The following is a 14398-nucleotide window of genomic DNA, read 5'->3' on the forward strand; positions in this document are numbered from 1 at the left end:
GCCACGGCTAACGATGCGCCATCAAACGCGCGTCAAAACGCCTGTCGTCCGCTCAAATCTCGAACCTCATCAACTTCTCCCCGCGCTGCGCTTCCGGCAGCGTTTCCCCGCGCCGCACCGCGGCCAGCAAGCGGTCGATGCCCACGTGCACCACATCCGCGCGAACGTTATGGGCCTCGAAATCCGGCGCGTTATCCAGTCCCTGCCGATGCGCCCGCATAATGCGCACATCCTGTTGAATCACGATATTCGTGTAGAGATGCAACAGCGGCCTCAGCGCGCGCAGCACCCAGCGCGGCAAGCGGAACCGGTAAGCGATGTAGGTATAGACGCGTGAGCGCCGCGCATCGATCGGCGTAATCTGGCTCACGATCAAAAACCCCGAACGGCTGCCCCACAGATAATCGCAACGCGTCACATTGGGCGCGAAGAAACGATCGGTGTGAACCAGGGGCTCATGATCGGGATTCGTCAGCCAATCCATCATGCCGATCTTGTCCTGTTCGTCGTGATAGGTCACTTCGACGCTTTCCGCTTTCAGCGCGACCGTCGCTTCCATCGCACTGCCGCGGCTCGACCGGAAAATGCCGTCGTGCACGAACACGGTGTGCGGCACATCCATGAAATTCTGCGCGAGCATGCCGATGTCGCCATCGAACGTATTCACCATGAAATACGATTGCCACGGCGCCTGCTCATAGAACGGCATGCGGAAGATCGGCTTCTTGTCGGCATTGCCATCGCCGATGAACACCCAGATAAGACCGTCCTGCTCGCGCACCGGCAGGCTGCGCTGGCGAAACGGGTAGTCGCTGGGCGTCGCGGCGGGTTTTACGCCGTCGATGGTCGGAATGTGAACGACGCGTCCGTCGCCGTCGTAACGCCAGCCATGATACGGACAGACAAGGCAATCGTCGGCCAGCTTGCCCGCGGACAAACGCGTGCCGCGGTGCACGCATTGATCGATCAGCGCGGCGACCTGACCGTTGCTTTGACGGAACAGCGCAACACCCAGGTCGAGAATCTTGACGCCGAGCGGCTTGCCGCGCCGCAATTCACGCTGCGTGCACGCGACGAACCATTGCTCGTGCAAACCGTCGCGGGTTGCCGTGGCGGTATTAGGCTGAGTCGCGTCGCCACAAGCATGAGGAGCGGCCACATTTTCCGGTTCGCGATTCAAAGTCGACATGGTGTCAGTTACCGGTCAAGGCAAGAAGTGCGTTCGCCGTATCGAGCCGGCCGATCAGCATGCGGGGTTTCGCGTCGCCGGCACGAATGCCGGTTTGCTCGGCGGCTCGCTGAAGCGCGCCGGCGAGCCGCTGAGGAGAACCCGTCAGGTGCCGGACCTGCACGGGGCCGAGTTGACCGAGGCGGCGCGCATGGGCGTAGTGGAAAGCACGCAGCAATGCCGATTCGACTTCCGTTGCTACCGCGTTCGCAGCGCGCGGCGTGGAGCTTGCGATCAATAACACGTAGTGAGGCGGTTCCGCCGTAGCGCACGGAGCGAGACACACAGCTTCGCCGGGATCAGTGAAAATCTCTTTGAGTACCGACGCCACCGTCGTTTCATCCAGCTTTTCGCCGACCAGATCGCACTGTGCGCCAGTGCGGCCGACAAACTCCACGCGCGGCGTACGACCCGTGAAGCCCACGACTTGCACACGATCGCCCAGCAAATAGCGATACAAACCGCCGCCGGTCGTGACCACGACTTGCGCGATGTCTCCTCGTTGTAGTTCGGCGGCTTCGCACACACGGCCATCGTCGAACATGAACTCCAGAAAGTGGCTCTCAATCGCGAGCGCACAGCCCTCGCCCGATCCGAACGGCAGCGTGATGACGGCTTCGGTCGCGAACAGTCCTTTCGGCAACCACCGCACTTGAGGAAACCGCGCGCGCAATTGCGTCGCGTACTGGCGGCTTGGACCGTCCATCCAGCAACTGACGGCGGCGAGGCGCGGCCATAGTGGCTCGCAGGTCCCTTCCGCCAATGCTGCACGCAATGCAGCATTGCGCGGTATCGGCAACCTCGCATCGAGCCAGCCGAGCGTGGCCGCATGCCCAGGGTCATCCGCCTCGAACAGCGGGCGCAGCAAGCTCGATAGAAACGTCGGGCTCCACACGCTGATAAAGCTCAGATCGTCGGCGGCAATAAGCGTGAGCAAAGTCTGTTTGCGCCACTCGGCGACATCGTCCTGAAACGACGGCACGATCAACGTCGGCGCCAGGCCCGCGACGATACTACCGCCGAGGTAATCCAGATCGCTCGCCGATCCGATCGGAATGCCATTGGCGGCGTGGCCGTTCGCTTGCAGCGGCGGCGACATCGACCAATACGCGCGACCGAGCGCGATCCCCGGAACTTGACGATAAACATCCGCAAGCCATACCACCAGAGCGCGTTGCATTTCGCCGAGAAATGCAGGCGTGTACGGAATCAGCTTCTGCAACGCGCTGTTGCCGCTGGTCCGTTCGAAAAACCGCGGCGGCTGCGCGCTCAGAACGGCTGCCGTTTCGCGCTGCGCCCGTTCGATCCAAGGCAGCAAATCGGCGTAGGTATGCAGCGGCACGCGCTCGCGATACTGCGCGGCATCGCTGATAGTTGCAAAGCCGTATGCGCGGCCAAAGGCGGTATCGCGATTGGCGGCGAGCAAGTCCCTCAGCCGCTTAGCCTGCGTGACCGACGGCTCTGCCACTGCCGCTTGCCAGTCATCCAGCGCGGGCTGCGCGGCGGCGTAAAAACTCCGCCACGCATCGCGTACGACGGTCGAATCCGTACTCATCAAAAGTAGGTCTTCTCAAGCCGGGACAGATCGTCCGGCAAGCGCTGCGGCGGCAAGAATATCTGCAACCAGCCGAACCACAATGGCCGCGTTTCACTCGCATTCGACGCGGCATGCAATTGCTGCCAGCGCAGATTGGGGCGCCGATGATGCGTCAGGTTGTAGTTGAAGTTCAGAAACGCCCAGCGCACGAGAATCGGCGCACGCATGTTGTAAGTGCCCTCAACCGCATCGAGCGGGGTGCGCATGTGATAAACCCATTGCAGCGACGACCACGAAAACGCAAACGCCACATACGCGACCAATACGACCAACGGCTGCCAGTGAAACAGCCAGCCTGCGAGCAGCCACGCAGCCACGCCGCACACCACTTCGAGACGGATACGCTTGAAATCACGCAGCGAAAAGTCCTTGAAGGCCGCGGCATACGTGTTGTCGTCGCCCGTTTTAGACCAACTGTTCGCCACGCCCGCCGGCAGCAGTGCCAGCACGAAACTGCCCACGAATCCGCCGAGCCAGATACCGCCCAGAATCGCCGCGTAGTACTCGATCCGCTTGCGCAACAACGACTCGCCGGGACTCGCGAAATCGGCCCGCTCGGCGCGCGTGCGGTTGCGCACATGGTGACCGAGGTGATTGATATGAATCAGTGTCGCGGACGCGCCGAACATCGTGGACGCCCACCACATCATCAGATAGTTGAGTTTTCTGCCGCGATGTCCGAAGCCATGAAACGTTTCGTGCATCATCGAAAACACGCCTTGCATGACGAGGCAGAACGGAATCAGGATCAACCATTTGAGCGGACCCGCAGCGGTATTCGACAACCACGTCAGCACCGCGATCCAGAACGCCGTTTGCAGCGTCAGGACCACCAGATTGGCGAGGTCGAAAGAATGCGACTGCAGAACGCTATTTTGCTCGGTGGACGTGGGCATACCGGAGGTGAAAACTTAATGTAGGCGAAGGATACCGCGTATACCCCGGTTTAATCCAATCGACGCGAACCGTCGCCACGCGATATGCAAACCGAATATAGAGAAAGTATTGAATAGACTTGGCGAAAGCGCGTATTCCCTTTATCTTTGCCACCTTCCAATATAAGTCGCGCCGGCCAATCGCCCGATATGATTTTTTTACGCAAACGCGAGAGCAAACCCGTACCGGCCAACGATATTCCGCAACGCGATTTGCGCTTTACGCTGGACGACAGCATTCCGCGCTACTGGTATCGCGGCTGGTGCCATGTCACGCGCTTCTTCGACGCGTTTTCGATCATGTTTCCGCTCGGCGAGAAGTTCTTTATCGACAGCGTGAAGCAGTTTCGCGACGAGATCCCCGCGGGCACGCCGCTCGCGCAAGAGGTTGCGGGGTTTATCCATCAGGAAGCCACGCATATTCGCGAGCATCGGCTGTATAACCAGCGGCTCGCCGCGCAAGGCGCGCCGACCGCCGAACTCGACGCGCTGATCGCGCGCCGCCAGCAGAACAGTCTGCGCAATATCTCGCGCACCACGTGGGTGGCGCTGACCGCCTGCCTCGAACACTACACCGCGATTCTCTCCGATCAGTTGCTGCGTCACCCCGAGATACTCGATGGCGCCGATCCCACCATGGCCGCAATCTGGCGCTGGCATGCGATCGAGGAAACCGAGCATAAAGCCGTCGCATTCGACGTCCTCACCACGTTCGAGCCGCGGCCGCTGCGGCGCTATGTGATTCGTTGCGGCGCGATGCTCGGCGTGTCGGTGTTCTTCGTGATCGACCTGATCTACTTCGTTTACCGGCTGGCTGCCTGTGACCGGCAACGCGGCAATTGGCGCGAATGGTGGCGCCTGCTTGGGTGGCTGTTCGTGTATCCCGGCATCTTCACGCGTGTAATGCCGTCGTGGCTGTACTGGTTCGCGCCATGGTTCCATCCGAACCGGATCGACAGTCGCGCGGTGCTGGCGAACGCGCGTCGCTCGCTTGAAGAACAATCATGAATGAGCATAGGGCTTCCTCCTTTCGCGCGAGGTCTGCGATGACCGCCGCGCAGCGCTGGACGCCACACGGTTTCGACGACTGGCAGCGCCATTTTCCGGCGACGCCGTTCGCGCGGCAGACCAACGGGCTCGATTGGACCGAGCGTTTCGTCGATAGCTGGGATCGCGCGGATTCACGGTTGTCGCGTGAAACAGCAGTCGTGCTGGTGGCGGGCCTGTACTCGGAATGGTTGCCGCGTTGTCATCGCGATGCGTTGCTGTCGCTACGGCGCGCAGGTTATCGTGCGATGCGTCTGCCGGTGCGCTCGGCACGCGGTGTGATCGCGCAGGGGGAGCATATCGCCGCGACGCTGCGAACGCGGCTCAAGGACGGCGAGCGCTTCGTCGCGCTGACGCATAGCAAGGGCGGGATCGACACGCTCGCGGCGCTGAAACACGCGCCGGATCTACGCGCGCGCTGCGATGGACTGGCCTTCGTGCAGCCGCCGGTGGGACCGGCGTCGATCGTCGACGATATGCTCGGCTTCGGCGCGACGCCACCGCTTGCCGCCACCCGCCGGCAGGACAGCATCGGCAGGCGCTTGCTGCGTACGCGCTGGGTCGCAAATGGCACGCTCGATATCAGCAGCCGGCGCGATCCGCGAGTCGCACCGATGCTCGCAGCGATTCCGGATGACTTGCATTGCGTGCATGCGGTGACGTGGTCGATCGAACGCAGTTCGCGTTTCGATGCCTACCACGAGCGTTTGAATGCGCGGCGTCCGGGTTGCGCGCATGACGGACAGTTCTACCTTGAGCATCAAGTGTTAAGCGGCGTGCCGCAGATCTGCCTGCCGGAACTCGATCACGGTCAGCCGGTGCTGGGCGGCCTGGGTTTCGATGCCGGACGCTTCTGGCTGGCACTCGCCGATCTGCTGCACGTGACGCGTACTCACACGAGGTAAATCTCGAATCCGGGTATCCTGGCTTCTGAAGTTTTATCGACGGCGGGCGTCGCGCCAGCGCTCGACAGCGTGTAGAGGTCCATCGGCACACTCGTCGTCCGGTAACGCTTGAGCGCGGGCCAAAGCGGATCGTCGTCGTAGAGGCAGAGTTGCATCAGCGCGTACTGGCCGCGCAGGTTCGTCCACGCGGCGTCGAGCAAGGCGGCGAACACCGTCGGGTCACGCTGCGTTACTTGCAAATGCGTAAGGTAGACATCCAGCAATGCTTCGCCGGGCGGCGCGATCTTCGGGCGGCCGACCGCAGGCGCCAATGCATTGAAAGCGACGCGAATCGCCTGAAGAGACAGCGGTAACTTCTCCAGCACGATTCGTTTGATGCGCCTGGCGTTCCATGGTGCGACGCAACCCAGCAAGTTGCCGTGCGAATCAAGTGCCAACAGAAACGACGCGATGCCGAAGTCCGGCCACGTGCTCAAGCGCCGCTCAAATTCCTGCTCCGAAAATACCGGACCGAACGGTTGCGCTTTCGATTCGGTATCGAGAAACGCGCGCAGCGCGTCGGCGTGATGCGATTGCGCTCGCACGACACGGATCGAATCGGCGGCGCGCGAGCCGTCCGCTTTCGGCCAACCGCGTCGGCCATAGACCGAAACATTGCTATAGCCGCGCCAATGCGTAAGCGCCAGCTGTCTGTCGCGTCGCGAGCCCAGCAATGATTGCGTGGCCAACCGGTTGTCGCGAATCATGCAGCAATACGCGTGCTCCACACCGGCTTCGTGTTGCAGATCGGCGAGCCGCGCGCGCACTTCCTCCATCCACACGCGCGACAGGCGACGATCGGGCACGATGCGCAGGTCGCCGAGATACGCGACCGGTTGCACGCAATCCTGCAGATACCCGTCGCGCACCACCAGGCTCGCGATACCTTTGACGCCCCCTTGCACATCTTCGGCGAGCCATGTGCGGTGATCGTCCGCATGGCAACGATGCAGCGCGAAGTAGTCCGGCGTGCGATCGAAGCGCAGCGGCAATGCGCCTTGCATGGCGTGTTGCCGGCAGAAGTCGAGAATGGAGGGGTTATCCGCGGGCAGCGCGCGGCGGATATGCATGGGACACACTATTCGCTACAGAAGAGCCGCCGCGCCATCGGGCGCAGATTGGCCGGCGAGAGTTCACACAGGCACACCAGTTCGTCACCACGAGCGTAGTGGGGATTGCGTTGCAGGAAATAGGCGACATCCGGCAGCCGCCGATGTGCGTCCGAAATCTGCGCGAGTTCCGGCGTGAGACGCCCCTGCGGCTTCGGGAACGACAGCACGCCGGTAGCGGCGTCGTACGCGTTGCCAAAGCGCTGCGTGGCCAACTGATCCATCAGCGATTGCCGGTCCGGCGCGGTTGCCGCGTCGCCGCGCGGCGCGTAGTCGTGAGCGAACGCACGCAAATAGCGATACGTGCGATGTCCTTTGCAAATCAGAAACCAGTAGAGCGGTACCTCCGGCGTTTGTTTCTGAAGCTCACCGGCGAACCGGATCCATGCGAACGCCAACTGCTGACTACCCCAGTGTGCGGGATCGATAATCGTGTCGCCGGAAAAGATCACGCGCAGCGGCGCGTTATTCCACGTACTGTTATAGAGCTTCAGTGTGGAGAAACCCTGAATGACGTGATCGGTATCGCGCAGGATAATGCAGTGGCTTTTGTCGTTCAGATCCTGATTGAACAGATCGCGCTGCGCGTCGCAATAGGACGCCGAGTAGAGCGCGTACATCCGGTCTATTTCAACCGTGCTCAACGTGGCACGTTCAATGGGCATGGCGCTAAGGCGCATGAGTCGATTTTATCTGGCTGAACAGGTTGATATGATACCTGACCCATTCCCGTATTCCGCACCTTATGCACACCTCTGTCACGCGATCGGCTGCAAACACAATACCGTTGAAAAAGCCGTGGACGTGTCTGGTGATTTACCTGCTTTTGTCCGGCGCGTTGTATTACGTCGTCACGCATTTTCCATTCGGCGCGGTGCGGATTATTTCACCGTCTATGCTTGATGCGTGGATTCCGCTTTTGCCCGCAACGGTTCCGCTTTATATGAGCTACATGCTGGTCATGCCGGTATTGATCGGGTGTGGGCGCGGGAAAGAGTGGCTATTGCCCGCTTTCTTCGCCGGTGCATTGGCCACGGGGCTCTGCCTGGTCAGTCATCTCTTCTGGCCAACGATGATTGTGAGACCCGTTGCGGCGACCGGCTGGATCGCGTGGTTGCAGTCGATCGATTCGCCGCTGGCCGCTTCGCCGAGCGGGCATGTCGCGTTGCCGATGGCGATCACCGTGCTACTCGCGACGCTGCGCAAGCGCGCGGCCTGGTGGTTCGCGCTATGGAGCGCGGTGTTGATGTTGACCGTACTGACGACCGGGCAGCATTTGACCGGCGATATGGCCTGGGGCGTCGTGATCGGTTGGCTGGCCGGCGCGATAACAGCGATCTCGATGCGCCTGCGTATCGATTTGCGCTCGATGGCGATGATCCTGCTGGAGTGGCTGTGCATCGTGGTGACATTGCGCGTCGCGCTTGCCGTGGACGATTGGCGTCTCCACCTCGTTGCGGCCATCATTATTTCCACCCGCCAGCACGCGCTCTTCATTCTGTATCACGATGCCACGCACTATCATCTGACGCGGCGTCGCACGGTCAACGACTTTCTCATCAACGTGGCGATCGGCGTGCCCGGCACCGTGCCGGTCGAGTTCTACCGGCCGCTGCATCTCGCGCATCACCGGCATGTGGGAACGGCGCAGGATCCGGAGCGTCGTTTTCTTTACCAGAATCAGCGTTGGACCTTCCGGCCGCTCGACACGCTTTCGCTCAGCAGGCAGTTAGCCGGCGATCTGCTGTTGCTCAACACGCTGCGCACCATGCGCGCTTATCGGCGGGCCGGCGGGGCCGTTGTCCGTCCCACGGCACCGATGCTGGCCGCGGGCTTGATATGGGCGCTGATCGTGGGATGGCTGGTTTATCTCTGTTCAGCGAAGACGCTGATGCTGCTCGCGGCGCTCTGGTTCGGGCCGCTTTTTACGCTCAGTGTGCTGCTGCAAAAATTGCGCAGCTTTGCCGAACACAGCGGCGGCCCAGGCGTCACGCCGGACTGGAACGATTGGACTTACTCGTGGTGGGTGGGCTGGATGGGCCGCATTTTCATCTGGCCGTACCATATCAACTTGCATTTGCAGCACCATCGCAGTCCGAATACGGCCTGGTATGACTTACCGTCACAAGTGCTCGCAAGCGATCACGTCATGTCCTCGCGTCGCTTTCCCGGGTTGCTTTGGATTGGACGAAGAGGTGGCGTCAACCGGCACCGCGAAACGGAGCAATTCTAGAAGTCGCGCCTGACGCAATACCATAACGCGCCCGGCACTTCTCTGAGCGCCGAATAGATGTCCCGCGCTTCAAAGAACACCGGATAGGCACCACTGACCTGACTCACGCCGAACCGCTTCAACGCAATGACCGCGCGCGGCACATGGAAGTACTGCGAGACGACGATCGCGCTGTGCAGATCGTGCGCCTTCATATAAGCGCTCGCGTTTCTCGCGGTGTCCCAAGTGTCGCGCCCCTGGTTGTCCATCACGATGCGTTGTTCGGGAATACCTTGGTGCACGAGATCGCGCTTCATGGCGAGCGCTTCGTCCGTACCGTGTTTGTCGATACCGCCACTCACCATGATCTCGCGGCATAGCCCTTTCTCGTAGCATCGGCGCGCTTCGTCGAGCCGCGCCGACAGTCGCGTCGATGGGCTGCCGTCCGCATGAACCTTGTTGCCGTAGACGATCGCGAGATCCGCCGGCTGCGGTCTCGACAACAAGCCGGCGGCGGCGACGATCAACGCCGCGGCCAACCAGAGCCCGACGGCCCATTTCAGTAGTGAAGTCAGCAAGCGTCTCAACTCGTCACCCTCTAGTCGCAGCCAAAGAGGAAAAATCTCCCGATGTCACGTTGGAAATAATGCCGAACAATGCAAAAAGATTAACTAGAACACCAATCACCGGTAGCCACATCGTGTTTGTCCGAACGCATCCCGCTTGAGCAATGTTTCGCGCCGACATCGGCGAGCACTGGATTGCCTGCTCAATCTTTCGACGTTCTGTCCTATTCAGAGATTTAATTTTTTTACAAAGCTGAGCGGACTAGCGCGTTCTGGCGATCCGTCGGAAGCGATTGTAAGTTCTATATCGCGGTTGCCGCACAATTCTTTGAATGATCGAATTTGTCGATGCGCAGCTCAATAGCATCGCGCATTTCATTTGCGATATTCTCTTACGCGATTCAATGCCCGCATTCGCCCGAACCACTGCTGCTCAATCGATACCCCCGCCGCGTCTATGAGTTCACGTGTACTTTGCCCACGCCATGGCTTACAAGGATACGGACCGACGTCGAGCCACGTTCATGCTCGCGTCCACGCAAGAGGCCAATTCGACGCCGGGCAGATGGTGAGACTGTCGTTCGACCGTCGGAAGCGCAGCTATCAGATCTGGATGGCGCGGGTCGAATTGGCCGAGTACGAATCTCTGCTGACTTACGAAGGCAAGACCGCGCATCTGACCCACTTTGCAACCATGGCCACCATCGAGCGATCGAGGGCCTATGTTTGTCCGCGTTGTCTGGATGAGTTGCTGGTGCGCTCCGGCGAGGAGCCCGCGCGGCCCACTTCGCGAGAGAGTGCTTTCGACGCGTCCGCCGTCGCCGCGGACGCCGTGATCTCGCCAAACTGGCGAGCTTGCACGATTCACGGGTTGTTCCGGCCACAATTGACCTCGCGATGGATTGCCGAAGCGATCAAGTCCGGCCGCCTGCTGGCAGGCAGGCGATTGATCCGAACCAGCTTCACCGATGACAAGCATGGCAACGAGTACTGGTTCGACAACGTCTATTTGCAGAAGCGCTTCGGGTCGGCAATCGACCCGACCTCGTCGACCTGTCGACTTGAGCGGGAGCACTCGGACGTCCTGTTCAAGGGAGCGGCGCGAGTCTGTGGGAGTTGCTTGCGTGACTTACTGGCGCGTCATGGGATCGACGTTTGAGCGTCGGCGCAACCGACTCGAGCGAAACCAGGCCGAAATCGTCGGACTGCTGTGGGACACCTGGTGGGTAGAACGGGGGGCAGATTTTTTGTACCGAATGGTACGGACTGGTACTGGCGCGTGACGCAAGCCACTGAATTTAAAAGCCAGATTTGGTGCGCCCGGCTGGGATCGAACCAGCAACCCCTGCCTTCGGAGGGCAGTACTCTATCCATTGAGCTACGGGCGCTTCAACACGAAAGCGCGGCAACCTGAACAGGAGCGACGCCAAAGCGAGACCGAAAGGATACCCGGTTTCGGCCAAACCGTCCACCGGACGGCCTATATGGCGGGATCGGGCGGCTCCGGCCCGCAATCCAGACGCCGCCCGCCACGCTCCGCGATGCGGGTAAACGCCTGCTGAACACCTCGCCGAGCCCCTCGCCGTCGTCGAAATGTTCCGTCTATAATCGTCCGTGCCTGAATAAAGAACAAGAAGTTGCCGTCACGCTGTACCGCTCACATACCCACGGAGACGAGACAAGCATGAGCGAAGCACCACACGGAGCCCCAATCAAAACCCCCGGGCAGCTCATTGCCGCGATCATTGCCAGCTTTGCGGTACCGATCGTCATCATCGTTCTGCTGGTGATCTACGTCGATAATTCGACACGCACTGGCGCCGGGACAGACAGTCTTTCCGAAGCCGAGGTCAGCGCGCGCATCAAGCCGTTCGCGCAAGTCGACATTCGTGACGCCAATGCGCCACGCGTCTACAAGACCGGCGAAGAGGTCTACAAGGCCGTTTGCTCCGCCTGTCACGCCGCAGGTGCGGCAGGCGCGCCGAAATTCACCAATACCGCCGATTGGGCTCCGCGCATTTCGCAGGGCTTCGACACGCTGTGGCACACGGCGCTCGCCGGCAAGGGCGCGATGCCCCCGCGCGGCGGCACCAGCCCGGACGACTACAGCGACTTCGAAATCGCCCGCGCGGTGGTTTACATGGCGAACAATTCCGGCGCGAGTTTCCCTGAACCGGCGCAACCGGCAGCGGGTGCGGCGGCCGCCGCGTCTGGTGCCGCTGCCGCAGCGCCGGCGGGCGCTTCGGACGCCGGGGCCGCGCAAGCGGCCGCCGCGTTGGCCGCTATGGCAAGCGTGCCGCAAGCCGCTGCACCGGCAGCCGGTGCGGCACAAAGCGCGGACGCCTCGCAAGCCGGCAAGGCGCTGTACCAGCAGGTTTGCCAGGCATGTCACGCGGCCGGCGTGCTGAACGCACCGAAGTTCGGCGACAAGGAAGCCTGGGCGCCGCGCCTGAAAGACTCGATGGACACGGTCTATAACTACGCGCTGCACGGCAAGGGCGCGATGCCACCCAAAGGCGGCTCGAGCGCCTCCGATGCGGACGTGAAAGCCGCCGTCGACTACATGGTCAGCGCGGTGAAATAAGGCGCGTCCAGGAGCGCTGCCGGCAGTTGCCGCGAAACAAAAAAGGCGGGATCAAGCCCTTCGTGCAAATCGCGCGGGGCTTGAAACCTTATGCGGGGCAGCAGGTTAGCGCTATTTCGCGCCGCTCGGTGGGAGTGCAGCGTTCCGGGCTGGGCCCACATAAGAGCCTTTGGAAAAAAAGGCGAGTCAGGCGGGTGCTGCGCATGGTACGCACAAAGAGCTGCGTGCCAGGTCTTCTTCCAACTCCTTGATCACCCGCGACAGCGGCGACTGTTCTATATGCAGTCGTCCCGCTGCATGGGCGCAATGGCGTTCTTCTGTCACAGCCAGAAGCAACGTAGATGGCATAGCTGCCATCCGTTCTTGACCCTACAGGCATGATTGAGCAATCCGTGACAAGACCTGATGCCTGATCGGCCCTCGGAATGAGCCGCTCGGCTAATTACTTAGAGCGCAATGACGTTTTTCCCTCGTTTCAGGCCAAATGGCGCTATTTAAGGGTTGTCCGTAGAATACGACTTCCTAGGTTTTCAGTTAGCTACCGCATCATGCATCGAATTGGATTCTTCGTTTGCCGTGGCCACGACGCTCTTGATCTTGCTGGACCACTCTCGACGTTTAATCAGGTGGCCACAGCCGCAGGCCACACTCCCTACGATCTTCAGGTCATCTCGCAGGCCGGGGGACCCGTTCCTGGCAATGCGGGCCTTCCGATCGAGACAAAGCCGATCGGAAAGCGCACGTTTGACACCGTCATTTTCGTGGGCGGTGATATAGATCCGATGCAGGCACCGGAGAATATCGCCGCGGCCAGGAAATTGGGCGCTAGAGCCTCGCGGGTGGCAAGTGTCTGTACGGGAGCGTTTCTGCTTGCGGAAACCGGCTTGCTGGACGACCGCAGAGCAACAACGCACTGGCGATACGCCGCTCAATTCCAGTCGCGCTTCCCTCGCACCAGAGTCGAGGGCGATAGCATTTATATAGCGGACGGCCACATCTGGACGTCGGCCGGCATCGCCGCCGGAATAGACCTGGCGCTCGCCATGATTGAAAGAGATATGGGCGTGGAAATCGCGCGCACTGTCGCCAGGTATTTGGTCGTTCCATATCGCCGACCCGGAGGTCAGTCCCAGTTCTCTGCTATGTCGCAAATGGAACCGGAGTCGGATCGTATCCGCATCGCTCTGAATTTTGCCAGAGAACATCTGGCTGAAGCGCTACCTGTCGAGCGACTCGCCGATGCTGCACGATTAAGTCCGCGGCAGTTCGGACGAGCATTTCGCCGGGAAACGGGTGAAACGCCTGCCAAGGCGGTCGAGCGCTTGCGGGTCGAAGCAGCGCGACTGCGCCTGCAGGATGGTAGTGAACCGATCGAACAGATTGCTCTAGCAGTGGGATTCACCGATCCGGAACGGATGCGGAGGGCCTTCGTCAAACTGCATGGACACCCACCGCAATCGATCCGACGCGAGATCAGACTAAGCAGTGGGCGCTGATCGATCGGCGGCCGATCAGCGCACTGCCTGGTTAGCGTCCGTCTAACGGCCCGCTGGCACTTTCGGTACCTGACTCTCTATTTCGCCGGGCGCTCAATGGCCGTCAGGTTTTGGGGGACCGTAGTCATTCCACATGTCGCGATGCAACTTCCAGGCGTTGCCCTGTTTCACGAAGATGAGGATCTGCTTACCGCGGTATTTAGGTTTTCCATCAGGGTCGCGGATCTCCGCATCTGAAACCTCCGTCACGATCTGATCATTGCCGTAGAACTCATAATTGCTGAACGATACGGTATTAGGCTCTGATCCGGCATACCCTTTGGTGAAGTATTCAGCGATCGCGCTGCTCCCCGTTATCTTGTCGCCCCCGGGTGGCAAGAGTGCGCCATCTTCCGTGTAGAGGCGGCCTATTCGCTGATAATCACCTCGCCCGAAAGCTTCAGCCCATCGTGCGTTCTCCGCTTTGATGGCCGCTTCGGTCGAACTCGTCGGGCTGGCGGCAGTAACGGGAACGGCAAAGGCGAGAAGAGGGAGGCAGGCTGCAAGGACAACAGAATAAAAACGAACCTGTCGCATGTGATGTTTTCCTATCCAGACTTGAAGTAGAGACGGCTCCGCCAAATAGAGCGGGTGGAGACGGAAGTGTTGGTTGCGGTTTTCGACAAGGCCAAGGGTTGACC

13 protein-coding genes, 1 tRNA gene and 1 pseudogene are annotated in these 14398 nt (G+C 60.7%); 6 read left to right on the top strand and 9 right to left on the bottom strand.

The window, feature by feature from the left end:
• Positions 1–52: 52 nt before the first annotated feature.
• The 3 genes from GH665_RS20660 to GH665_RS20670 are packed head-to-tail and all read right to left on the bottom strand — an operon-like array spanning position 53 to position 3721.
• The gene (locus tag GH665_RS20660) at positions 53–1189 is read right to left on the bottom strand and encodes an aromatic ring-hydroxylating dioxygenase subunit alpha (protein WP_153137935.1); all 1137 of its coding nucleotides are present in this window, start codon (positions 1187–1189) and stop codon (positions 53–55) included.
• A 4-nt stretch (positions 1190–1193) separates the two neighbouring features.
• Positions 1194–2783: a GH3 family acyl-acid amido synthetase gene (locus tag GH665_RS20665; protein ID WP_153137937.1), complete on the bottom strand. Its 1590-nt coding sequence runs from the start codon at positions 2781–2783 to the stop codon at positions 1194–1196.
• Entirely contained in the window at positions 2783–3721 is a 939-nt protein-coding gene (locus GH665_RS20670; RefSeq protein ID WP_153137939.1) for a fatty acid desaturase family protein, read from the bottom strand. Before GH665_RS20670 ends, GH665_RS20665 begins: the two co-directional genes overlap by 1 nt.
• A 189-nt stretch (positions 3722–3910) precedes the next feature.
• Between GH665_RS20670 and GH665_RS20675 the strand changes: the two genes are divergently transcribed.
• Together GH665_RS20675 and GH665_RS20680 are read left to right on the top strand one after the other, a co-directional pair.
• Positions 3911–4768: a metal-dependent hydrolase gene (locus tag GH665_RS20675; protein WP_153137941.1), complete on the top strand. Its 858-nt coding sequence runs from the start codon at positions 3911–3913 to the stop codon at positions 4766–4768.
• Positions 4769–4806: 38 nt separating this feature from the next.
• A complete protein-coding gene (locus GH665_RS20680) occupies positions 4807–5712 on the top strand; it encodes a hypothetical protein (protein WP_153137943.1) in 906 nt (301 codons plus the stop codon).
• Here GH665_RS20680 and GH665_RS20685 read toward each other — a convergent pair.
• On the bottom strand, positions 5700–6821 hold the full coding sequence (locus GH665_RS20685; RefSeq protein WP_153137945.1) for a hypothetical protein: 1122 nt from the start codon (positions 6819–6821) through the stop codon (positions 5700–5702). The two genes, GH665_RS20680 and GH665_RS20685, sit on opposite strands and share 13 nt — an antisense overlap.
• An 8-nt stretch (positions 6822–6829) precedes the next feature.
• Complete coding sequence (locus tag GH665_RS20690) at positions 6830–7525, bottom strand: hypothetical protein (RefSeq protein WP_246216252.1); 696 nt, start codon at positions 7523–7525, stop codon at positions 6830–6832.
• A 146-nt stretch (positions 7526–7671) separates the two neighbouring features.
• On the opposite strand from GH665_RS20690, the gene GH665_RS20695 reads away from it, so the two are divergent.
• On the top strand, positions 7672–9093 hold the full coding sequence (locus GH665_RS20695; RefSeq protein WP_246216253.1) for a fatty acid desaturase: 1422 nt from the start codon (positions 7672–7674) through the stop codon (positions 9091–9093).
• On the opposite strand, the gene GH665_RS20700 is transcribed toward GH665_RS20695, so the two are convergent.
• On the bottom strand, positions 9090–9650 hold the full coding sequence (locus tag GH665_RS20700; RefSeq protein WP_153137951.1) for a YdcF family protein: 561 nt from the start codon (positions 9648–9650) through the stop codon (positions 9090–9092). The genes GH665_RS20695 and GH665_RS20700 overlap by 4 nt on opposite strands.
• A gap of 553 nt (positions 9651–10203) precedes the next feature.
• On the opposite strand from GH665_RS20700, the gene GH665_RS20705 reads away from it, so the two are divergent.
• Positions 10204–10797 (top strand): hypothetical protein, encoded by a 594-nt coding sequence (locus tag GH665_RS20705; RefSeq protein ID WP_153137953.1) that lies wholly within the window; start codon positions 10204–10206, stop codon positions 10795–10797.
• Positions 10798–10950: 153 nt separating this feature from the next.
• Here GH665_RS20705 and GH665_RS20710 read toward each other — a convergent pair.
• A tRNA-Arg gene (locus GH665_RS20710) sits at positions 10951–11026 on the bottom strand.
• Between the two features lie 296 nt (positions 11027–11322).
• Between GH665_RS20710 and GH665_RS20715 the strand changes: the two genes are divergently transcribed.
• Complete coding sequence (locus GH665_RS20715) at positions 11323–12222, top strand: c-type cytochrome (protein WP_153137955.1); 900 nt, start codon at positions 11323–11325, stop codon at positions 12220–12222.
• Positions 12223–12403: 181 nt separating this feature from the next.
• Here GH665_RS20715 and GH665_RS20720 read toward each other — a convergent pair.
• Positions 12404–12611: pseudogene (locus GH665_RS20720) on the bottom strand (LysR family transcriptional regulator); the annotation flags it as partial.
• Between the two features lie 159 nt (positions 12612–12770).
• Between GH665_RS20720 and GH665_RS20725 the strand changes: the two are divergent.
• Complete coding sequence (locus GH665_RS20725) at positions 12771–13718, top strand: GlxA family transcriptional regulator (protein WP_153138608.1); 948 nt, start codon at positions 12771–12773, stop codon at positions 13716–13718.
• 93 nt (positions 13719–13811) lie between these two features.
• Here the strand turns inward: GH665_RS20725 and GH665_RS20730 are convergent, their stop codons facing one another.
• On the bottom strand, positions 13812–14294 hold the full coding sequence (locus GH665_RS20730; protein ID WP_153137957.1) for a YybH family protein: 483 nt from the start codon (positions 14292–14294) through the stop codon (positions 13812–13814).
• Positions 14295–14398 lie beyond the last annotated feature (104 nt).

Origin of the sequence: Paraburkholderia agricolaris, from assembly GCF_009455635.1 — a bacterium.
Lineage (GTDB): Bacteria > Pseudomonadota > Gammaproteobacteria > Burkholderiales > Burkholderiaceae > Paraburkholderia > Paraburkholderia agricolaris.

Bases quoted from the DNA above. Each gene is read 5' to 3' on its own strand.
- GH665_RS20660 (WP_153137935.1), bottom strand. From the start codon at position 1,189: ATGTCGACTTTGAATCGCGAACCGGAAAATGTGGCCGCTCCTCATGCT.
- GH665_RS20665 (WP_153137937.1), bottom strand. From the start codon at position 2,783: ATGAGTACGGATTCGACCGTCGTACGCGATGCGTGGCGGAGTTTTTAC.
- GH665_RS20670 (WP_153137939.1), bottom strand. From the start codon at position 3,721: ATGCCCACGTCCACCGAGCAAAATAGCGTTCTGCAGTCGCATTCTTTC.
- GH665_RS20675 (WP_153137941.1), top strand. From the start codon at position 3,911: ATGATTTTTTTACGCAAACGCGAGAGCAAACCCGTACCGGCCAACGAT.
- GH665_RS20680 (WP_153137943.1), top strand. From the start codon at position 4,807: ATGACCGCCGCGCAGCGCTGGACGCCACACGGTTTCGACGACTGGCAG.
- GH665_RS20685 (WP_153137945.1), bottom strand. From the start codon at position 6,821: ATGCATATCCGCCGCGCGCTGCCCGCGGATAACCCCTCCATTCTCGAC.
- GH665_RS20690 (WP_246216252.1), bottom strand. From the start codon at position 7,525: ATGCCCATTGAACGTGCCACGTTGAGCACGGTTGAAATAGACCGGATG.
- GH665_RS20705 (WP_153137953.1), top strand. From the start codon at position 10,204: ATGGTGAGACTGTCGTTCGACCGTCGGAAGCGCAGCTATCAGATCTGG.
- GH665_RS20715 (WP_153137955.1), top strand. From the start codon at position 11,323: ATGAGCGAAGCACCACACGGAGCCCCAATCAAAACCCCCGGGCAGCTC.
- GH665_RS20725 (WP_153138608.1), top strand. From the start codon at position 12,771: ATGCATCGAATTGGATTCTTCGTTTGCCGTGGCCACGACGCTCTTGAT.
- GH665_RS20730 (WP_153137957.1), bottom strand. From the start codon at position 14,294: ATGCGACAGGTTCGTTTTTATTCTGTTGTCCTTGCAGCCTGCCTCCCT.